The following is a 20,449-nucleotide window of genomic DNA, read 5'->3' on the forward strand; positions in this document are numbered from 1 at the left end:
TTATATTTCTAGTTTCAACATAGTTTTAAAAAGTAATTAATGAAGATATTAAATTTACCGTTCAAATCAATTAAATAATTCTTTCTCATCATTATTCTCTATTGCGATGATAACCTCTTTGCTTTTACCTTTTGATTTCAATTCAATATCATCAAGATAGTTTTCACCGAGTTGTTTTTTTAAATAAGTAATTTCTTCCAAGAAAGAGCGAATAGAATGTTTATCATCTGACAATTCCTGCCCTCCAATACGCCTAATACTTCTAATAGACAATGTATGATAATAGCGTAAATCCTTTATGAGCATTTGAATAAAATTTAGATTTTCATAATTCAAATTCTTTAAAATTTTAAGTGATTTTTTCAAGTTAATCTCAGCTTTCTGCTCTAAAGATATTTCCGTTCTACCCATTTTATACTTGGGTTTAAATTCTTTTACTTCTTCATATAATCCCCAAAAAATAGAAGAAAGTTTTAAAGTTGGTTCGTTAATCTTACATTCTATTTTTTGTAAAAGTTCTTCAAAGTCAATTTCTCTAATAATTTTGTTTTCATTCTTTCCAACTGTTTGGGCAAATAAACTCAAACCTTTTCGTCTTAAAACATTTAACTCATATTCAGAATAACTTTTTGCTGTTTTTACGCGTGGTGGTAATTCACTTATTTTTTTAATAATTTCTGGGTGCTTATTTTGTAAATCAGCATAAAGGTTTCTAATTTTTGTTATAGTATTAACTTCACCTTCTTCCTGTGGATTACTATTGATTCTTGAGCCTAATGAAGCGGGAGTAGGTTCTTCATCCTCATCAAAAATTTTAGCATCTTCTCCCAAAGCATTATGAATTAAAAACATTTTTTGTTGAGCTATCTCTCTTGATTTTACAATATCAGCTCCTTTCAATGAAGGAAAGAAATTAAGAATAAATAGTTCATCGTAAACTTTTGAACCAATACGATTGATTCGCCCTACACGCTGAATAACCCGTGTCGGATTCCATGGAATGTCATAGTTAATAATAACACCTGCTCTATTGAGATTAAATCCTTCAGATAACTTGTCAGAGGTTAATAAAATTTTAAAATGATTGGTTTTCAATCCCCTATTATATTGGGCATTAAAATCACTGTTTAAATGCCTTGCCAAATCTTTAGATACTTTACCATCACAAACTAATACCTCATTTTTGAATTCTGATTTAAATCGTTTTTCAAGGTGATGGATTGTATCTACATATTCTGAAAATAAAATAATTTTTCTGTTCGGCTCATTTGCTAAAAGATGTTTGATTTTTCGGATAATTTCTTCCTGTTTAGGGTCATTCTCTACTAATTTTAAATCTTTCAGTCGCTTTTGAATATCTTTAAATAATTGAATATCCGAATCTATATCATCTAAAAACTCTTGTCGTCTATGAAAAGTATCAACATTATAAACTTCAGTATTTTTAGGAGTTTTTCGCTTGAGATCTCCCGCTGCATACTTCTCTAGATTGGCTTCAATTTCTTCCAATTCAAAGTCTTTTATTCTATCAATAAAAGATCTGTCTAAAATAAACTTACCCGTTTTGTCAACAAAATCTTTTACCAATAAATGTACTTGCAAGAATCTTTCTATGGATTTTTCAAAAGAACCAAACGAAGATTCAAATCGTTTCACTAAAATACGACGCATAAAATCGTACAAGTTTTTCTGTTGGTTGTATTGTCGGTTTCCAAATTCATCAAGCTTATCACTCAATATTTTTTCATAACTGAACGGCTGATAAATGGCACCAGTAAAAACACCATTCTCAGCAAAATATTTACTGATGATACTGTCATAAAATTCATCTTGTTCCTTATCTAAATAATAAAAAACTTCCTCAGGATCTTTCACTTCCGACAGATCTCCTACTTCTTTTGCGTAAATATAATCTTGTTTTAAATCCAAACGATTTCTACGAATTACTACTGGACTAATAATGCGTTTGATATCGTTTGAAAGGCGTTTCGTTTGAGCTTTTACTTTCTTAATATCAATCGGGAGATTTTCATCTATCATTGTAGTATAATAGCTTTCTGCTTGTTTTCTTTTTTTATCATCCGAAGAATTCCAATTTTTAAAAATGACAGACAACTGTTTATATTCATAATTTAAGCGACTGAACTTACCTGCGAGATTATCCTCTAAAGATATCGTTGATTTACCTGGAACAATAAATAGTTTTAATAAAGAAAAAATGTCTGCTGGAGAATTATTGAAAGGTGTTGCAGATAATAGAATTACTTTTTTACCACGACAAATCATTGATAAAGCTTCATAATCAGATGTATCCTGATTACGAAAATAATGGGCTTCATCTACTATCACTACTTCAAAATCTCTTCCTTCAATGTTATCTGCTATTCTATCAATTATTCCACGACTGTATACCTGCCAATTATGTAATCCGAATTTTTCAAGATATTCCCACCAACCACTGTCCTTTTTTTCAGGGTCGCCAATTAATCCAGGAGGACAAATAATGATGCCTCGTTTATTCATCTGTCGGGCAATCATAGACGCAATCACTGATTTACCCAAACCTACTACGTCCGCAATGATACAACCGTTGTGTTCTTTTATCATTTGAATCGCCTGATTTACTGCATCTGACTGATAACTGAACTTCTTAAGATCAATTTTTTCCAATAAAGTATCTAAATCTACTTCTTCATTCTCCTGATTTTGTAGGTCGAGATATGTTTTTATAACCAAACAATACGCTTCAAAAGGTGTAATTGTAGCAACTTGTGTTTTATTTTTAATAAAATCAATCAATATTTTGCGATTATCCAGATGCTCAGTAATTGGAGTTGCCCGCTCCCATAATTCATCAAAATACTGAACTGCATCTGCATATCCATAATCTTTAATTTCTACATTAAATTCTTCTTGATTATGTAGTCCCGAACGTGTTAAATTACTACTTCCTGTTATAAATTGTCCAGGCATACCTTGTTTTTCTGCCTGATCTTCATTTAGATGGAAGAGATATAATTTTGCGTGATTGGGATTTTCTGTTTTACGAATTTCCAATCTGTTTTCTTCAATCATTTGTACAAAAAATCCCACTTGATTGTAAAATTCTTCTGTATCCATTTCTTCATTGTTCAAAGCAAAACCAAGTGATACAAGATATTTCTGAAACTCTTCATCTCTTGAGCTGTCTTCTTCATCTTTTTCTGCATATTCAATGATATTGCCTAAATAATTACAAACTTGTAACCCCACTAACAATTTTAATTTTTGTTGAGGATTTTTTTGAAGACTTAAGTAGATATCTGACCATCCTGAAAAATAAAAATAACCTACTAGAAATTTCAGCTCATCACTAATGGAAATCAAAGTATTCAATCTTCCTTTTAGTGTTTTTTGTTGTTTATTATTGGTAATAAAATTATTCGACATTGTATTTAGTGATAAAGTAATGGATATATTGTTTTAAATACGTCCCTAAATAATAGGGCAAATTCATTAACAAGTAAGGTTTCCCTTCTGGTGTAACGGTTTCTTCAATGTTGAATTTTCCTCCATACATTCTGACTGCGAATTGATGAGGGGTTTGATTCACAAATTGATGCAAGGATTTCAAACTTCCCGTTTTCCCCGATTTAATTTCAATAGGAATCATGAATTTTCCGTGGGCAATGAGCAAATCTACCTCTGCTGATGATTGCGTTTTGTCCCGAACCCAAAAATTGGTCTTTTTGTAATCTGTAGTATTCAAAGACAAAACTTCCTGATTAACAATATGGGGTATAATCGCTCCTTTGTATGCTTCGCTAAGGTCTTTCATTAGCAATAAATCGGCTTGAATATTCAGATCAAAATTTAAAATTCCTGTATCCAAAAATTGTAATCGTGGCGATTTTTTGTAATCTGGAAGAATTGGCGGCTCTACATTGGTACAAGGATAAATTACCTGAATGACCTTTGCGGCATCTAAATTATTAAATGCCTCGCTCACTTCCCTCGACTTATAATTAGAGTGTCCGAAATTTTGAAATTTAATCCGTTGGTCAACAAATGATGCAGCGGTATTTACGATATGTTTCATCACATTTTCTTCCGATTTACTATCTGCGTATTTTATCACATCATCTTTGTAGGTATTCCAAATACTTTCATAAATCTGTGGAAGTGCTAATAAATCTTTATGAGCAACATAGTTGGCAACAATTTCTGGCATTCCTCCGATAATACAATAGGTGTGGAACTCTTTCATCAAAAGTTCGTGGGCAATGTCGTCAACGGGAACATTCCGAAATCGTTCCAACAAATTATTTTTCCCCTGTGCTTCAAGATATTCCTGAAAATTTAAAGGAAACAAATACAGATAATTAATCCTACCTACTGGATAATTTTTAGTTTTCTTTAAGGTATGCTCCAGCAAAGAACCCGCAGCAATGACATTCAATTCTGGCAAGTCCTCATAAAAATAACGCAAAAAAGAAATTGCTTTTTCGGATTCCTGGATTTCATCAATAAAAAGCAGTGTATTTGGGAAATCTTTTGGGGAGATTTCATTTTTTAATGCCAAAAAATTGACCAATTCCTGTACACTATTACTTCGTTCTACGAGACTTGCATCTTCGCTTTTTTCTAAATTAAGCTCTATAAAATGGGTATAACTTTCCCCTAAACTGCGAACCAAGGTCGTTTTTCCTACTTGTCGAGCTCCTCTTAGTATCAACGGTTTGGCATTAGAACTCGTTTTCCATTGAACCAACTCATCGAAAATATGTCGTTTAAAATTCATTCTTATCATAAAACAAACCCAAATTTACTAAAATTCTGTAACAAAACAAAGGTAATTTTTATTTTATTTTGTAACAAAACAAAGGCAATTTTTCTAATAACTTAATTTCTGCCTTTTTACAAAACTACTTACAGTCAATCTGTGGACATTTAAAATTCTACCTATTGCGGAATAGGAAACTTTTTTATCAAGCAATTCTTGAATCTTTTTTTCCTGCCCCGTAAGTTTGGTTTTAGCAGATTTACTTCCCAATGGACGACCGAGAACAACACCTTCTGCCCGCTTTCTTGCCAATGCTTCTTTGGTTCTTTGAGAAATAAGATTTCTTTCAATTTCTGCCGAAAGACCAAAAGCAAATGCTAAAACTTTGGAATTGATATCACTTCCTAAACGGTAATTATCTTTTATTGTCCAAACCTGAATATCACGATTCATACATTCATTTAGAACACCCATAATCATTAATAGATTTCTTCCCAAACGGGAAAGTTCAGAGCAAATAAGTATATCTCCTTTTTTCATTTTTTTGAGAAGCTTACCTAGTTTTCGATCATCTACATTTTTAGCTCCTGATATGGTTTCTTCAATCCATTTATTCACTATTATTTCTTGTCTTTCGCAAAAATGGTTAATTTCAAATCTTTGATTTTCTACAGTTTGCTTGTCTGTACTTACCCTAATGTATCCGTAAATCATATTAAATTGTTTAAGTTATTATTCAGTTTTGGTTTAAATTAAATGTTAACTGTCTAAAATAAATATAAACAATAAATATAGCAGCAAGTTCAGCGTTTATTTTAGACAAAATGCTAATTTGACTGAATTTAAAGATTCTGAAAGTTGGGTTGTTTTATCCCCAATTGAAAAGCAAATCAAAGAAAAAATTGAGAAGGTTGGAACGCCATTAAAGGATTGGGATATTCGTATAAATTATGGAATTAAAACAGGATTTAATGATGCTTTCATTATTGACGGAGCAAAACGAAAAGAACTGATTGCAAAAGACCCAAAATCTGCCGAAATCATACGACCGTTATTAAGAGGTCGTGATATTAAAAGATATTCGTACGAATTTGCTGATTTATACCTTATTACGACTTTTCCAAGCTTAAAGATAGACATTGAACTATATCCTGCTGTAAAACAACATCTTATGAGTTTTGGATATGATAGATTAAAGCAAACAGGAGATAAAGGAGCAAGAAAAAAGACTAATAATCAATGGTTTGAAACACAAGATAGCATAGGTTATTGGGACGTATGATTTCGGCAGATTTTGGGTCTTCTGCTATTAACTCATCTTTTTTCTTACCATCTATGATAAAAGCCTCATTATAACCAGTTAAAATTCCACGATAGATGTTAATATTCCAGTCTTTCAAAGGAACGCCTATTGCTTCAATTTTAGCTTTTATCCTTTGCTCTATTTCACTTAAAATTATCCAGCTTTCACTTGTGCTAAAATTGCATTTTGTAGCATTTTGTCTAAAATAAACGCTCAAATTATTTAACACCTTTTCTTTTATCACACAAGCTTTAGTTTCCTGTCTATTTTTATCCTTGGAAAACAGAAGAATATTAGTATCTACTGTTGCAGATTCAAATATTTTTTGACCTGCAAAGTCAATTAATAAAATGGGATTTGTGTTGTCAGTAAAAAACTTACGAGTGTTCTCTCCATATCCTGCACGCATCCATTTATTAGATGTTATATAACATAGAAAACCTCTGTTTTTTAATAATTGCCAACCACGCTCATAGAATAAGGAATAAATGTCTCCAGTTTTTGCAAATGTTTTATATTCACAGTTTTGATACATTTTAGCTAATCTGCCACTTTCCTTTTGGAGTTGTACATAAGGTGGATTTCCAATAACGATGTCAAATCCTTCTTCTAACCCAAACATCCATTCTGGATCAAAGAAAGGCGAACTTGCATTTTGATCATAAGGATTCCATTGTGAGAATTGTATCGCATCTTCGGGTGCAAATTCATTATTATCTTGCAATAGTTTTGAAAGTTCGGCTCTTAACTGTGCATCTTTATCTCTCAATTCTTTTTTCTTGTAGGCAGATTTCGCATAGAAATGCTCTTTTCTCACCTCCATTAGTTGGTGTTTTGTTTCATCAATGCGTGGATCGGTAAAAAGACTGTTTACAAAATCGCCTTCTTTTTTCTTTTTCATACCAATCAACGTATTCGCTGCTACAAATTTTGTTTCTAAATTAGGCAAAGTTAATACTCCATAATTTTCTTCGGGTTTAGATAAATCCATTGTTTCCTGCTCTACAATCAGGGAGATAAAGAAACGTAATTTGCTAATTTGTACTGCAATGGTTTGTATATCTACGCCATAAATACATTCTTCTATCAAATGTAGTTTCAAATCGTGATGAGATTCTTTGTTTTTAGCATCTAATTTCTCAAGAACTTCCACCATTCGGTTGAGTATTCCCATAGGAAATGCTCCTGAACCACAAGCTGGATCCAAGATTTTTACGGAACGGAGCGTATTTGCTATTTTTTCACATAAATCGTGGTCATCAGCCAAAGATTCTGGTAAATTTTCCTGTTCAAAAAGCTGACGAATAGCCTCTCCCTGACCCTCTCCAAAGGAGAGGGAATTTTCAAGAAAAGCGATTAGACTTTCGTCCACCATATAAGCAACGATTTCTTTTGGTGTATAAAAACTGCCCGATTGTTTACGTGCGGATTCTTGTGTCTCTGGGTTAAAAGCGCCTAACAAGTTTTCAAAAACATTCCCTAATAATTCAGGATCTAATGCTACCTGAACTTCATTTGGCACATTTTCTTCCACTGTAAAATTATAGCGTTCCAATAAAGGAATTAATCCTTCATTTTTGTCATCGCCAAAGAAAACAACGTTTGGAATAAATGCTCTGTGCTTCAGGTTCCCGTTTGGAAATTTTTTATCACTTCTACTAAATCCATCTAAATGATATTTTACCCCATCTGTACTTTCTTCTTTATCAAGACATTCAAACAATCCTCCGTTCAAAAACGGAATTGGTCGGAATAAATTTAACACCTCCTCTTCAGAAATTTTGAACATTTCCGAATAACGATATCGGGTTTTAACATCACGTTTATCAGCTAATTTTGCAAACTCTCGTTCTGTTACTGCTTTATTTAAAGTTGCAAAAAATAAATTTTGTAAAATGGCATTATAGTAATTTCCATTGGAGAAACTCTCTGGATTAAAATCATTTAAAATTTCAGATAATCTATCTTTTTTAAATAATTCATCTGGAACTAAATGCTTTTGTTTGATAAACCAAACAAACAATAATCGTGTAATTAGACGAATCATTTGTTCTTCAAGCTTCACACGATCATCATCAGATGTAGATGTATTGTTTGGAAATGTAATACCAACTTCTGATTCAAGAGTCCATTGATACCACTTGAATAAATCATTGTAAAATTCTTTTGTTAGTTTTTCAACAGAAAAAGCTTCTTGAATAGCATCTAAATCTTTAAACGTACAGTTGCCAATTCTATGTTTGAAAGTTTTATTGGTATCTTCTGGAGATACAAAATAGGTAAAGCGCTTCCAAGAAGAATATTTCTTATCTGCTTTTCCGTCCCAGTTTCTTCGGATAAATGAAAACCTAAACTTCCCTGCATCATCATAAAAAACGAAAATTGCTCCATCTTTAAAATCTTCCTTAAGAACTAATTTTGCAATTTCAAATTGCTTTCTCTTAGAAAAGCGTTCAGTTAAAATTCCTTTGTGCTTACAACAGAAAACAATAAGTTCATCAGAATTTTTAAACTCTACATTTCCTATTCTCGTTAATTCTGAAAAATCAGAAAAATCTTTATCTTCAACAATATAGGTTAAATCTTCTAACTGTGGTTTTAAATTCGCATTGTTTTTAAAAAAATCTGATAATAATTTTACTGAGAAGTTTTGTATAAGTTTGTCCATTCCTTGATACTTTTCGTATTAAAAGCCTTGTAAAGATAAGAAATATGTTGCTAATCGGTAGGGTATGTTTAGTATAATTTTTCAGTCTAATTATTTTAGAATTGTGAATTTTGGCAAAATCTATAGTTAAAACCCTCTCAACAACCCACTTAGTTTCTATTATAACTCATCTTCTCAAACTTCTATTTTTTTCCTGATAATTCATTTGTAATTTTATCATGTTCTTCCTTAATATCCTTAATGTTATTCGATATAAATTCTTCTTTTTGATTTCTAATATTAAGCAGTTTAAAAAGATTAGTTGTTTTACTTGAATCCTCAAAAATCTCTTCAACTGCTGAAATAGGAATTTGATTTGCTTTAGTAGTTTTTTCAATTATCTCAATCATTATTCTCTTTCTTTCGGTATCATTCAGATTTTGCAGATTCGGAATTTTTATACTTTCCTGTAAAATAGATTTTTTAAGTGTATTTTCTACTGATTCCAGATATTTTTTCTTTTCAACAGCAAAAACATTTTCATTGGTTAAGAGAGCGGAGTTTTTGCTTTTGAAAATAAAAACTTCTTTCTTTAGACTTTCAATTTTGTTTTTCAATTCTATAATTTGTTTATGCTTAGATTCCAACTCTGTTTTGTTTTTAAGAATTTGAATAGCATTCGTTTTGATTGCCTTTTTATAATTTTCAATAGTTTTGTCCGTTTTTATTTTCTGAAAACCGAGAAAATCCGATTGCTTCACAATTAAATCATCCGCTTTTTTAGAATTCATTTCCTGATGCATTTGTTTATATCGTTCTTCTAAAACCCTCAAATCTTCTTCTTTCTTCTTGATTTTAAATTCTACCGCCTCCAATCTTGTTAACGAACCAGAGACGCCTCTTTCCATTTCCAAACATTCTGCTGCCAAATCTTTCATTTTGGAATAATGAAAAGATTGATGTTTCAGCATTTTTCCCGTCTCCAAATCCTGCCAATCTGCAACCAAATGAGCATGATAGTTGGGTTTCCATGCTTTGGTGTCTTTATCGTAATACCCTTCATCTTTATGAATAGCAATCTGAAAAATCCGTATTCTAAGCTCTTCTTCCAATCTTTTTGATAGGTTATGTAGATCTTGCATCGTTGTAGTTTCTTTTATAACAACTACAGCTTCCCGAACTGGCATTGCATTTTTCTGTAATCTTCTACCTGATTTTTCTTTGCAATAATTTTCTATCTTTTGAATTCGGTCAGCAATTTTTTATTCCATCCAATATTCATTATTTGGAGTTAAATCTTTGCGGATATAATCAAAGGATTTTTTTTCTGAAATTGTGAATTTCGGAATCAAACTTTACTACTTTAAAATTGATTGATGTCTTCATTATTCTTAAATTTAATATTGAGTTCACCTGTATCTTTTTTACGCAGGTTTCCTAGCAACCTATATCTATTTTATACAGGTTATTCACTGATCTTGTATTATTTTTATCGGTTGATAAAGCTGAATCTTGTAATAACTTAATATGGAAAAAGCCTCGCAGAGCGAAGAAGAAACTTTGTTGGGAGAGCATCGACCTTCAAAGTTGCGAATGAGTTCCTCAAACTTTTGCTAATAGTTGATAAAAATGTTCACACGCATTATTAGCGTTTTCTCTTGTATATTTGGTTGGATGAATTTATGTTGCTTTCTTGATGTTGCTGTTCGGGATTATGTTCCTTTAATTTAAAGGTAAAATTCATAGGTGCTAAAATAGGTGCTAATAATTCAATATTTAGACATAAAAAAAACATATATTTACTTATGCAAATATATGTAAAATATTGATTTATTGACATTTTATATATAAACAGTAATATTACTAAGGTTCACCTCCCTTCCTCTCTGCAGTAAAATCTATGAAACACTCATTATGTAAAATGAGTGTTTTTTATTTTTAGACTTTTTTTCGAAAAATTTTCATTAGATTCTTTTTAGCAAAATAAAAAACCGTCTCAAAAAATGAAACGGTTCTCACTAGCTATATTTTATTTAATCCTGTTTGTGTTGCTATTTTTTCAGGATAAAAAGAAGATGATACTATGCTAATTTTACATTAACAGCGTTAATCCCTTTTTTACCTTGTTGTAATTCGTAAACTACTTTATCATTTTCATGAACTTTAGTTTTTAAACCACTTGTGTGTACAAACACATCTTCTCCTCCGTTAGATGGAGTAATAAATCCGAAACCTTTTGTTTCGTTGAAAAATTTTACGGTGCCTTCTTGCATTGTAATTGAATTTAAGTTAATTATATTATTTTTTTATTTTATCTTGATAACATTGATGGCAATGTAGCCTTTTGGTCCTTTTTCTTTTTCGTAGCTTACTTTATCGTCTTTCTTTAAGACTTCGGATAGTTGGTTAGCGTGTACGAAAATACTTTCTTTGGAGCGGTGGTCGTTGATAAATCCATAGCCTTTTTCTTCGTTATAGAAAGTTACCGTACCTTTGTTAAAGGTTTCATCTACATCGTGAGGGGCTGCTCCTAGCTGAATATCTTCTAACGAAATTTCTACTTTTTCTGATAAATCTGGTGGTGTATTTGTAATTTGCCCGTTGGCATCTACATATACTAGCATATCATCTAGGCTTTTACCTTTATTGTTATTATGTTTTCTTTCTTCTCTTCTAAGTGCTTTCTCTTTAAGCTTCTGAAGTTTTTTCTTATCGTTCTCTTTTTTAGAATAAGTATCTCCCATAGTTTTATTTTTTTATTAGATTGCAGGTGCGGTGGTCATAGTGAAACCTATTAGCCTTTGTATATTTTTCAAATCTTTTCTTTCTTCTGCTCCACAAAACGAAATGGCGTTTCCTGAAGTTCCTGCTCTACCTGTTCTACCTATTCTATGCACATAAGTTTCTGGCACATTGGGAAGCTCGTAGTTAATTACCTGTGGTAGCTCATCTATATCTATCCCTCTGGCAGCGATGTCTGTAGCGATTAAGACACTGATACGGTTATCTTTAAAATCTTTAAGTGCTTTTTGACGGGCGTTTTGAGATTTGTTGCCGTGTATTGCTGCTGCAAAAATTCCTGTTCTACCTAATTGTTTTACTAATCTATCTGCCCCGTGTTTGGTTCTTGTAAAAATAAGCGACCTTAGCTCTGATGTATCTTTTAAAATATTTATCAGTAAGTTGGTTTTATCATTTTTTTCTACAAAATAAACGGATTGTTCTATTGTTTTAGCCGTAGAAGATACTGGAGTTACTGTAACTTCAGCGGGGTTATCTAAGATAGTTTCTGCAAATTGTCTTATAGAATTAGGCATCGTAGCCGAGAAAAATAAGGTTTGTCTTTTCTTAGGCACTTTGGTAAGGATTTTTTTAACATCGTTTACAAATCCCATATCTAGCATACGGTCGGCTTCGTCTAAAACTAAAATTTCTATTTGAGATAGGCTAAGCAATCCTTGTTGCATTAGGTCTAATAACCGCCCTGGAGTTGCTATTAAAATATCTACGCCTTGGTTCAAGGCTCTTTCTTGTTTCCCTTGAGGTACTCCTCCAAAAATTGACAGATGTTTTATATTCAAAAACTTGCTATACTGTTCTATATTTTCTTGAATTTGAATAGCTAGTTCTCTTGTTGGTGTTAAAATCAACGCTCTAATAGACTTGCCTTTTTTAGGTGTTTCTGACAATATCTGCAATAATGGAATTGAGAAAGCAGCTGTTTTACCAGTTCCCGTTTGAGCACACCCTATAAGGTCTCTACCTTCTAAAATGGTTGGAATTGCTTTTTCTTGAATTGCAGTAGGGGTTGTATAACCAGCGTCAGATATTGCCTTTAAAATAGGACTTGATAATGATAATTGTGTAAAATTCATAAATGATTTTGCCAAAGAACTATTGGCGTAAAGTAAACACTGTCTTCGCATAATAATAAGACTGTGTTAAATGTTTTTTTAGATTGTTATTCGTTTTAATATGCTATTATTTATTATTGATAATGGCAACTAAAAAACACAAAAACTGAGTGAGTATTAAGAATAATTTTTCTAAAAAACTTTAATCAGAAAGTGGCATAAGGAGCCGTTTTCATTAAATGATGGTACAAAGGTAAAGTAAATAAAATAGAATACACTATAAATCGGCAAATAAAAAAAATAATCACCTTAAACTACTGGTTATTAAGGTGATTATTTTTATTAAATATTTTTCTACTACTCCTGTGTGGACTTATTAGCTAATTGCCCACAAGCGGCATCTATATCTCCTCCTCTGCTTCTTCTAATCATAACCGTGATGCCGTGTCGTTCTAATTGTTCTACATAGTTTTGAGTGGCTTTAGGATTACTCCTATCATATTTGCCATCGCCTATTGAGTTGTATTCTATCAGATTAACCTTGGTAGGTACTTTTTTACAGAATTTTATAAGTGCTTTTATATCTTCATCGGTATCGTTAATCCCTTTCCAAATACAGTATTCTAAGGTAATGATAGAGCCTGTTTTTTCGTACCAATACTGTAAAGATTCTATAATATCCGTCAGTGGAAATTTGGTAGAAAAAGGCATTATTTCGTTTCGTTTAGATTCTATTGCTGAATGTAGAGAAAGGGCTAGTTTAACCTTAAGATTCTCATCTGCCAACATTTTTATCATCTTGGGTATCCCAGAGGTAGATACCGTAATTCTTCGTGGCGACATACCCAAACCTTCAGGCTCTGTAATTTTTCTGATGGCTTCCACTACATTTTTATAGTTCATCATAGGCTCTCCCATCCCCATAAACACAATGTTAGACAGCGGTCTATCAAAATACGCCTTACTCTGCTGGTCTATAAGTGCCACCTGATCTACAATCTCTGCAACTTCTAAATTTCGCATTCGTTTTAGCCTTGCTGTGGCACAAAACTCACAATTAAGCGAACACCCTACTTGAGACGAAACACAAGCTGTGGTACGTGTATCGGTAGGGATAAGCACACTCTCTACCATAAGCCCATCGTGTAATTTAACACCATTTTTTATAGTTCCGTCTTTACTTTTTTGGAGTAAATCTACTTTTACAGGTTTAATTACAAAATCTTGAGCTATCCTTTCTCTAAGGTTCTTGGAAAGGTTTGTCATTTCCTCAATAGAATGCCCATTTTTGCTCCACAACCAATCATAAACCTGTTTGGCACGAAACGGCTTCTCCCCAATGGAAGTAAAATAATCTTTAAGCTCATCTAAACTAAGGGTACGAATGTCTTTCATCTATCAGAAATGAGTGATAATAAAAAAGTAACAAGCCTCTATAAAGGCTTATTACCTTATTTCAAGTTAATTATATTTATATATTTTTAAAGGATTAGCATCGCATCTCCGTAGGAGTAGAACTTATACTTTTCTTTAACTGCCTCTTCGTAAGCGTGCATTACAAAATCTTTACCTGCAAATGCCGCAATCATCATAATAAGAGTAGATTTCGGCGTGTGGAAATTGGTAATCATAGAGTTAGCCACAGCAAAATCGTATGGTGGATAGATAAACTTATTCGTCCAACCGTGGTAAGCACTTAGCTTTCTATTAGACGAAACCGAAGTTTCTATGGTTCTCATTGTAGTAGTTCCTACTGCACAGATGCGTCTATCTTCATCTATAGCTTTGTTGATAATATCCGCATTTTTTTGGTCGATGAACGCCTCTTCACACTCCATTTTGTGTTTTGATAAATCCTCTACCTCTATTGGGTTAAAAGTTCCTAAGCCCACATGCAGTGTTACTTCAGCAAAGTTAATCCCTTTTATCTCTAATCTTTTCATTAGATGTTTAGAGAAATGAAGCCCCGCAGTAGGTGCTGCTACCGCTCCCTCCTTTTTAGCATAGATTGTTTGGTATCTTTCTGCATCTTCTGGTTCCACTTCTCTTTTAATATACTTTGGTAGAGGTGTTTCTCCTAGCTCCTTTAATTTAGCACGAAACTCCTCGTAGCTTCCATCGTATAAGAATCTTAGTGTTCTTCCTCTAGAAGTTGTATTATCTATAACTTCTGCCACTAGAGACTCATCTTCGTCAAAGAATAGTTTATTACCAATTCTTATTTTTCTAGCAGGGTCTACCAATACGTCCCAAACACGAGTTTCTTTATCTAGTTCTCTTAAAAGGAAAACCTCTATTTTAGCTCCAGTTTTTTCTTTATTTCCATATAGTCTCGCTGGGAAAACTTTAGTATTATTAAAGATAAACAAATCATTTTCATCAAAATAATCTATAACATCTTTAAAAAGTTTATGCTCTATGGTTTGATTTTTTCTATTAAGAACCATAAGTCTTGCCTCGTCTCTGTGCTCCGAAGGATGTTCCGCAAGAAGCTCTGGTGGTAGATTGAAATTAAAATCAGAAGTTTTCATTTTATATAAATATGTTTAAATTTTAAATACAAAAACGGAAAATGATTTTCCGTTTGGTTGCAAATATACAACTTAGGCAACCCCTTTGTCAAGTTAATCAGACCACCTCAAACATAAACAACTAAATTACAGAACTTTAAATATCAATTATTTTTTACAATTCACTAATGATGATAAAAACTGTAATTATTCTTTTCACTATAAATAAATAGATTAGTATCTTTGGAGTACTTAAATTTTGGTTATGATAAACGCTGGATTAGTGGGTGCAGGACACCTTGGGAAGATACATCTAAGATTATTACAACAGTCAGAAAAGTATAATTTGGTAGGGTTTTACGATGCTGATACAGAAAATGGTAAACGACTAGAAGCCGAATTTGGCTATAAATACTATCCGAATTTTGAAGATTTACTCAACGATATTGAGATGTTGGACATTGTAACGCCTACTCTATTTCATTACGATTATGCCCAAAAAGCAATAGACCACGGCAAGCATTTTTTTATAGAGAAACCCGTAACTCAAACTTTAGAACAGGCCGAAGACATTATTCGTAGATGTACCGAAAAAGGTATTAAAGCACAGGTAGGACATGTGGAACGCTACAACCCAGCCTTTATTGCTACAAAACCCTACATACAAAACCCTATGTTTATAGAAATACATAGGTTGGCAGAGTTTAATCCTAGAGGCACCGATGTTTCTGTTGTGCTAGACTTGATGATTCACGACTTGGACATTCTCTTAAGTCTTGTAAAATCTAAGGTTAAAAATATTCACGCTAGCGGTGTATGTATTGTAAGCAAAACGCCTGATATCACTAACGCTAGAATAGAGTTTGAAAATGGTTGTGTTGCTAATTTAACCACCTCCAGAATCTCTATGAAAGCGATGAGAAAAAGCAGATTTTTCCAAAAAGATGCCTATATTTCCGTGGATTTTCTAGAGAAAAAAGCCGAAGTCATTAGAATGAAAGACGCTCCTGAAAACCCTTCTGACTTTGATATGATTATTGAAAATGCCGAAGGCGAAAAATCCCAAATTATTTTTGAATATCCTAACATACAGCCTAACAATGCCATCTTAGACGAACTAGAAAGTTTTGCTGAAGCCATCACCAATAACAAAGAAGTAGAAGTCTCTCTACAAGACGGTACAGAAGCTCTAAGAGTTGCTTTGGAGATTATGAGGCTTATTAACTAAATAAAAGTTCTTATTCGTATATTCATTTGATGTAGCGAAATCCGCTTTGCGAACTTCACACATTAGACGGTTTTGAAATTACGCCAAAATTTCCGTTTAAAAAGTCATTTGTGAAAATTTGGCAGCTCCCTCCCCAAAAAAAATACCATAATAGAAAAAATCAATATTTGGAATAATCATTGAGATCTCTACAATGGTATAGAATTGAATACCTTAAAATTTTGATATTCGGATGAGCGTTCAAATTTACAAAATTTTTTAAACTTCAATCACTGAGAAAAACTCACTCAGAGTGTTGAGTTAAAAAACAGAAAACTTATGAAAAATACTTTATATTTCTTAAGTTATGATTTAATCAAAGGAAAGGATTATAAAACCCTTTATGATGAATTAAATAAATTCGGAGCAAAAAGAGTTTTAGAATCTGTTTGGTGTTTTAGATATAATGATGATAGCACTAAACACTTGAGAGATCATTTTACGAAGTTTATTGACGGCGATGACAAACTTTTAGTTATTAAATCTGCATACTGGGCAGGATGTAGACTGATGTTTGACCCCAATAAACTTTACTAATCACAAAAGAGTTGGAAGAAATTCCGACTCTTTTTTATAACTGCATATAACATAGTATTTGCAAAAGGCAGGGTTTAGATAGTGATAGGATATTTTTCTTAAATTACTCTTCATACTTGGCTACAACATTAAGTAAGTTTTATATTTGTTTATTATAATGATACCAAAAATAAAACGGTTGTATCCAAAATGATACAACCGTTTTTCTATTATGAAAAAAAACTTTACTAATTAAGCCTCTTCAGTTTTAGTTTCTTTAGCCTTAGGAGCTTCTACTACAGGAGCGTCAGATACTACTTCAAATTCGTAGTCATGCTCTACTTCTCTATGAAGTCTTACTTTAGCAGTAAATTTACCTAATCTCTTAATAGTATTTCCAGGGATTTTGATGTATTTTTTATCTACCTCAACACCTGCTTTCGCTAATTCTTCAGCTAAGTTAGCATTGTTGATAGAACCAAATAACTTATCTCCAGAACCTACCTTAGCAGCGATAGAAACAGTAGTCTTCTTAAGTTGCTCTACAATTTTGTTAGCAGCAGCTACTAATTTAGCTTCCTCTTCTTTTCTAGCTTCCAATACTTCAGCTAAAACCGCTCTATTTTTAGGTGTCGCTAAAACTGCATATCCTTGAGGGATTAAGAAGTTTCTAGCGTATCCTGGCTTTACATCTACTGTATCAAACTCTAATCCTAAGTTTTCTACGTCTTTTTTAAGAATAATTTCCATTGTTTGTTGTTGTCTTGTTTAGGTTTTAGAAGTTTAGAATCCAAACTCAATAGTTGACTTTCCAAATATCCTAAAACAGTTAGAATTTTTAATTTTACTAATTCAGCAACTTATATAATTACTTCAATAAGTCTGCTACATACGGCATAAGTGCCAAATGTCTTGCTCTTTTGATAGCAGCAGATACTTTTCTCTGATATTTTAAAGAAGTTCCTGTATATCTTCTTGGTAAAATTTTACCTTGCTCGTTAACGAACTGAAGAAGGAAATCTGCATCTTTATAATCTACATATTTGATACCGTATTTTTTAAATCTACAGTATTTTTTTTCAGATTTAGTATTGATATCTAGTGGTGTAAGGAATTTTACTTCAGACTCCCCACCTTGTGCGGCTTGTTGTGCCATTTCATCTATTGCCATAGTTTCTTTTTTTAGGGGTTAAAAATTAAGCTTTTTTAGATTTTAGTTTTGCTCTTCTCTTTTCAGCATACTCTACAGCGTGCTTGTCTAACTTTGTAGTTAAGTAACGGATAACTCTCTCGTCTCTTTTGAAAGCAAGTTCTAAATCTGCCACGATAGTTCCTTCACCTTTGAATTCTATCAAAGTATAGAAACCATTTTTCTTCAATTGAATAGGGTAAGCTAACTTTTTTAGTCCCCAATTTTCTTTGGCTACGATTTCGCAATTTTGATCTTTTAAAAGATCCTCAAATTTTTTCACTGCTTCCTCCACCTGAGCGTCAGACAGAACGGGAGTTAAAATGAAAACAGTTTCGTAATGATTCATAATGTTAATAATTATATAGTTAAAATTTCAAGGTGCAAAACTAATATTTTTTTTTCACATACACAAACACTATATCGTTCAATCTGATAAAGTATTCTTTTTACCTAAATCAGACATTTGGATTTTTTGTTTTTGATTAGAAACAGGGGTTCCAAATTTATTTTCTAATTCGTCTAAGTAATTCTCTTTAAGCTCGTCATAAAGGGAATTTCTACTCACGAGCAAAGCCGATATTGAGGAAATCATTCCCGAAAGCATTAGATAAAAAATGAGCGAATGCCTATCCGTCATTTCCAACACCAATATTGCAGAAGTAAACGGAGCTCTCGTAATGCCTGTAAGAAATGAAACCATTCCTGCCAAAATAATTACATTAGTTTCATTAGCTGTTAAATTTAAAAATGAAGAGAGAAATGCACCACAACTCGCTCCCGCACTAAGAGCTGGAGCAAATATTCCACCTGCACCACCACTAGTAAATGCAATGGCTGGACCTAACATTCTAAATAAAGGGATATACCACAGTTCTGTTTTATCATTGCTGAAAAGCAATCGTTCTATAATACCCTTCCCAGAACCCAAGATTTCTCTATTTATAAAGTAAGCACAAAAGGCTATCAATAAAGCACTTAAAACTAAAAACACCAACTGTTGCCTAGTATTTTTGAATTTAGCTCTAAACTTACTCAATGCCAACATAAAACGGGAAAATTTACTACTTAAAATTCCACAAATAAAAGAAACCAAAATTACAGGAAGTATAATCTCTAGACCTACCCCACTCGTCTTAGGATACCCTAAATAAAGGTAAGAACCTGCCAAAGTTTGAGCCGTCAGGCCTGCAACAATAACCGCAGTGAAAAGAGCCGTTTTAAAGTTATTGATGTGTGTTTTGGCTAATTCTTCTACCGCAAAAACCACTCCTCCTAACGGAGTATTAAATGCAGCCGAAAGTCCCGCTGCTGCTCCCGTCATTATCATATTTTTAATAGATAATTTAGGCCACCATTTCGGTAATACTTGATTGATAAACCTAAACACAGAGCCTGCTATCTGTATCGTAGGCCCTTCCCTTCCAATAGCTCCTCCTCCCAATACTAAAATAATGCTTGATAATATTTTAATAATGATAATTTTATAGCTTAATAAATACTTTATTTTTCGTCTTTGTCTCGGCGTGGCTAGTGATACAGAAGCCATCACTTGAGGTATCCCACTGCCTTTGGAATACGGAGCGTATCTCTGAACCAACCACCACGAAAGAACAAAACCAATCGGGGCAAATATAAATATGAGCCAACCTTGCCAAGCTAACAGAGAGAACAACAAATGTTCACTCCACTCAAACAATTTGGCATACATTACCGCCAAACCTCCCGTAAGCAAAGAGGCTACCCAAAAGGGAATTGCTTGTAACAGATTATACTTAAGACGTTCATTCTGAATATTATCAAAAGAATGTTTAAGACGCTTGCGAATGTATTCAAATATAGATTTCATTATCACGAGGATATAAAACAGACTTTATATAGTGATATTGTGCAAAGTTAAAATTTCTTGGGTATCACAGATAAGAAAACTAGTTCATTCTCTTATATGCTTTTACAATACAGTCGCTACTTTACTACAAAGCCATTCCAAAAGCTCTACATCTTCCTTCGTAAAAGGATTTATTGTGTGAGAATCTATATCTATTTGACCTATATTCTCTCCATTTTTTATGATAGGAACTACCAATTCTGCTTTCGTATCTATGGAACACGACAAATAATTATCTTCAGCCATAACATCTGGCACTTCAAAAGTTTGGTTAGAAACAGCCACTTGCCCACAAATACCCCTACCGAAAGGAATAACCGTATGATCCGTAGGCGCCCCTACATAAGGTCCTAATATGAGTTCTTCTTTATTTCCATTTTTAAAATAAAATCCCGTCCAATTAAAATAACTTTTTTCTTGGTCTAAAATTTCACAGATTATTTTGAGTTTTTCTTCCTTAGAAAGATGGCTATCAGAAATAACTTCTGATAACTTTATTTTTAAATTTTCCAT

At 32.7% G+C, this 20,449-nt stretch carries 18 protein-coding genes; 3 read left to right on the forward strand and 15 right to left on the reverse strand.

The genetic code is table 11. The annotated features are described in order from the left end of the window. Positions 1-66 precede the first annotated feature (66 nt). The 3 genes from D1J36_RS00635 to D1J36_RS00645 form a co-directional block, all read right to left on the reverse strand. Positions 67-3,429 (reverse strand): helicase-related protein, encoded by a 3,363-nt coding sequence (locus D1J36_RS00635; RefSeq protein ID WP_154137036.1) that lies wholly within the window; start codon positions 3,427-3,429, stop codon positions 67-69. Further along, positions 3,419-4,789 carry an ATP-binding protein gene (locus D1J36_RS00640; protein WP_252339397.1) on the reverse strand — a complete coding sequence of 457 codons (1,371 nt, stop codon included), beginning with the start codon at positions 4,787-4,789 and terminating at the stop codon, positions 3,419-3,421. The genes D1J36_RS00635 and D1J36_RS00640 overlap by 11 nt, the downstream gene beginning before the upstream one ends. Before the next feature lie 84 nt (positions 4,790-4,873). After that, entirely contained in the window at positions 4,874-5,476 is a 603-nt protein-coding gene (locus D1J36_RS00645; protein WP_064970518.1) for a master DNA invertase Mpi family serine-type recombinase, read from the reverse strand. Positions 5,477-5,594: 118 nt separating this feature from the next. Between D1J36_RS00645 and D1J36_RS00650 the strand changes: the two genes are divergently transcribed. Further along, positions 5,595-6,044, forward strand: a complete 450-nt coding sequence (locus D1J36_RS00650; RefSeq protein WP_221410653.1) for a hypothetical protein — start codon at positions 5,595-5,597, stop codon at positions 6,042-6,044. Here the strand turns inward: D1J36_RS00650 and D1J36_RS00655 are convergent. The 7 genes from D1J36_RS00655 to queA all read right to left on the reverse strand — a co-directional run bounded on the left by D1J36_RS00655 (position 5,992) and on the right by queA (position 15,097). After that, positions 5,992-8,733 carry an Eco57I restriction-modification methylase domain-containing protein gene (locus D1J36_RS00655; protein WP_154137037.1) on the reverse strand — a complete coding sequence of 914 codons (2,742 nt, stop codon included), beginning with the start codon at positions 8,731-8,733 and terminating at the stop codon, positions 5,992-5,994. The genes D1J36_RS00650 and D1J36_RS00655 overlap by 53 nt on opposite strands. Positions 8,734-8,915: 182 nt before the next feature. Continuing rightward, positions 8,916-9,899 carry a hypothetical protein gene (locus D1J36_RS00660; RefSeq protein ID WP_154137038.1) on the reverse strand — a complete coding sequence of 328 codons (984 nt, stop codon included), beginning with the start codon at positions 9,897-9,899 and terminating at the stop codon, positions 8,916-8,918. An 894-nt stretch (positions 9,900-10,793) separates the two neighbouring features. Next, positions 10,794-10,985, reverse strand: a complete 192-nt coding sequence (locus D1J36_RS00665; protein ID WP_004920047.1) for a cold-shock protein — start codon at positions 10,983-10,985, stop codon at positions 10,794-10,796. Between the two features lie 33 nt (positions 10,986-11,018). Further along, the gene (locus tag D1J36_RS00670) at positions 11,019-11,456 is read right to left on the reverse strand and encodes a cold-shock protein (RefSeq protein WP_014938464.1); all 438 of its coding nucleotides are present in this window, start codon (positions 11,454-11,456) and stop codon (positions 11,019-11,021) included. A 15-nt stretch (positions 11,457-11,471) separates the two neighbouring features. After that, positions 11,472-12,587, reverse strand: a complete 1,116-nt coding sequence (locus D1J36_RS00675) for a DEAD/DEAH box helicase (RefSeq protein ID WP_014938463.1) — start codon at positions 12,585-12,587, stop codon at positions 11,472-11,474. A gap of 336 nt (positions 12,588-12,923) precedes the next feature. Further along, the gene (rlmN, locus tag D1J36_RS00680; protein WP_154137039.1) at positions 12,924-13,961 is read right to left on the reverse strand and encodes a 23S rRNA (adenine(2503)-C(2))-methyltransferase RlmN; all 1,038 of its coding nucleotides are present in this window, start codon (positions 13,959-13,961) and stop codon (positions 12,924-12,926) included. An 86-nt stretch (positions 13,962-14,047) separates the two neighbouring features. Beyond that, positions 14,048-15,097 carry a tRNA preQ1(34) S-adenosylmethionine ribosyltransferase-isomerase QueA gene (gene queA / locus D1J36_RS00685; RefSeq protein WP_064970530.1) on the reverse strand — a complete coding sequence of 350 codons (1,050 nt, stop codon included), beginning with the start codon at positions 15,095-15,097 and terminating at the stop codon, positions 14,048-14,050. A gap of 244 nt (positions 15,098-15,341) precedes the next feature. Between queA and D1J36_RS00690 the strand changes: the two genes are divergently transcribed. After that, the gene (locus D1J36_RS00690; RefSeq protein ID WP_154137040.1) at positions 15,342-16,304 is read left to right on the forward strand and encodes a Gfo/Idh/MocA family protein; all 963 of its coding nucleotides are present in this window, start codon (positions 15,342-15,344) and stop codon (positions 16,302-16,304) included. 318 nt (positions 16,305-16,622) lie between these two features. Beyond that, positions 16,623-16,880 (forward strand): hypothetical protein, encoded by a 258-nt coding sequence (locus D1J36_RS00695; protein ID WP_154137041.1) that lies wholly within the window; start codon positions 16,623-16,625, stop codon positions 16,878-16,880. A 231-nt stretch (positions 16,881-17,111) separates the two neighbouring features. On the opposite strand, the gene rplI is transcribed toward D1J36_RS00695, so the two are convergent. From rplI to D1J36_RS00720, 5 genes are all read right to left on the reverse strand, one after another. Further along, positions 17,112-17,609 (reverse strand): 50S ribosomal protein L9, encoded by a 498-nt coding sequence (gene rplI, locus D1J36_RS00700; protein ID WP_154137042.1) that lies wholly within the window; start codon positions 17,607-17,609, stop codon positions 17,112-17,114. A gap of 118 nt (positions 17,610-17,727) precedes the next feature. Next, complete coding sequence (gene rpsR / locus D1J36_RS00705; protein WP_004920080.1) at positions 17,728-18,030, reverse strand: 30S ribosomal protein S18; 303 nt, start codon at positions 18,028-18,030, stop codon at positions 17,728-17,730. Positions 18,031-18,055: 25 nt separating this feature from the next. Continuing rightward, entirely contained in the window at positions 18,056-18,397 is a 342-nt protein-coding gene (rpsF, locus tag D1J36_RS00710) for a 30S ribosomal protein S6 (protein WP_004920082.1), read from the reverse strand. Positions 18,398-18,475: 78 nt separating this feature from the next. Next, a complete protein-coding gene (locus D1J36_RS00715) occupies positions 18,476-19,897 on the reverse strand; it encodes a chloride channel protein (protein WP_154137043.1) in 1,422 nt (473 codons plus the stop codon). Between the two features lie 102 nt (positions 19,898-19,999). Beyond that, positions 20,000-20,449: a GAF domain-containing protein gene (locus D1J36_RS00720; protein ID WP_154137044.1), complete on the reverse strand. Its 450-nt coding sequence runs from the start codon at positions 20,447-20,449 to the stop codon at positions 20,000-20,002.

The organism is Riemerella anatipestifer (genome assembly GCF_009670965.2).
GTDB classification, from domain to species: domain Bacteria; phylum Bacteroidota; class Bacteroidia; order Flavobacteriales; family Weeksellaceae; genus Riemerella; species Riemerella anatipestifer_B.

Bases quoted from the DNA above. Each gene is read 5' to 3' on its own strand.
- D1J36_RS00635 (WP_154137036.1), bottom strand. From the start codon at position 3,429: ATGTCGAATAATTTTATTACCAATAATAAACAACAAAAAACACTAAAA.
- D1J36_RS00640 (WP_252339397.1), bottom strand. From the start codon at position 4,789: ATGATAAGAATGAATTTTAAACGACATATTTTCGATGAGTTGGTTCAA.
- D1J36_RS00645 (WP_064970518.1), bottom strand. From the start codon at position 5,476: ATGATTTACGGATACATTAGGGTAAGTACAGACAAGCAAACTGTAGAA.
- D1J36_RS00655 (WP_154137037.1), bottom strand. From the start codon at position 8,733: ATGGACAAACTTATACAAAACTTCTCAGTAAAATTATTATCAGATTTT.
- D1J36_RS00660 (WP_154137038.1), bottom strand. From the start codon at position 9,899: ATGCCAGTTCGGGAAGCTGTAGTTGTTATAAAAGAAACTACAACGATG.
- D1J36_RS00665 (WP_004920047.1), bottom strand. From the start codon at position 10,985: ATGCAAGAAGGCACCGTAAAATTTTTCAACGAAACAAAAGGTTTCGGA.
- D1J36_RS00670 (WP_014938464.1), bottom strand. From the start codon at position 11,456: ATGGGAGATACTTATTCTAAAAAAGAGAACGATAAGAAAAAACTTCAG.
- D1J36_RS00675 (WP_014938463.1), bottom strand. From the start codon at position 12,587: ATGAATTTTACACAATTATCATTATCAAGTCCTATTTTAAAGGCAATA.
- rlmN (WP_154137039.1), bottom strand. From the start codon at position 13,961: ATGAAAGACATTCGTACCCTTAGTTTAGATGAGCTTAAAGATTATTTT.
- queA (WP_064970530.1), bottom strand. From the start codon at position 15,097: ATGAAAACTTCTGATTTTAATTTCAATCTACCACCAGAGCTTCTTGCG.
- D1J36_RS00690 (WP_154137040.1), top strand. From the start codon at position 15,342: ATGATAAACGCTGGATTAGTGGGTGCAGGACACCTTGGGAAGATACAT.
- D1J36_RS00695 (WP_154137041.1), top strand. From the start codon at position 16,623: ATGAAAAATACTTTATATTTCTTAAGTTATGATTTAATCAAAGGAAAG.
- rplI (WP_154137042.1), bottom strand. From the start codon at position 17,609: ATGGAAATTATTCTTAAAAAAGACGTAGAAAACTTAGGATTAGAGTTT.
- rpsR (WP_004920080.1), bottom strand. From the start codon at position 18,030: ATGGCAATAGATGAAATGGCACAACAAGCCGCACAAGGTGGGGAGTCT.
- rpsF (WP_004920082.1), bottom strand. From the start codon at position 18,397: ATGAATCATTACGAAACTGTTTTCATTTTAACTCCCGTTCTGTCTGAC.
- D1J36_RS00715 (WP_154137043.1), bottom strand. From the start codon at position 19,897: ATGAAATCTATATTTGAATACATTCGCAAGCGTCTTAAACATTCTTTT.
- D1J36_RS00720 (WP_154137044.1), bottom strand. From the start codon at position 20,449: ATGGAAAATTTAAAAATAAAGTTATCAGAAGTTATTTCTGATAGCCAT.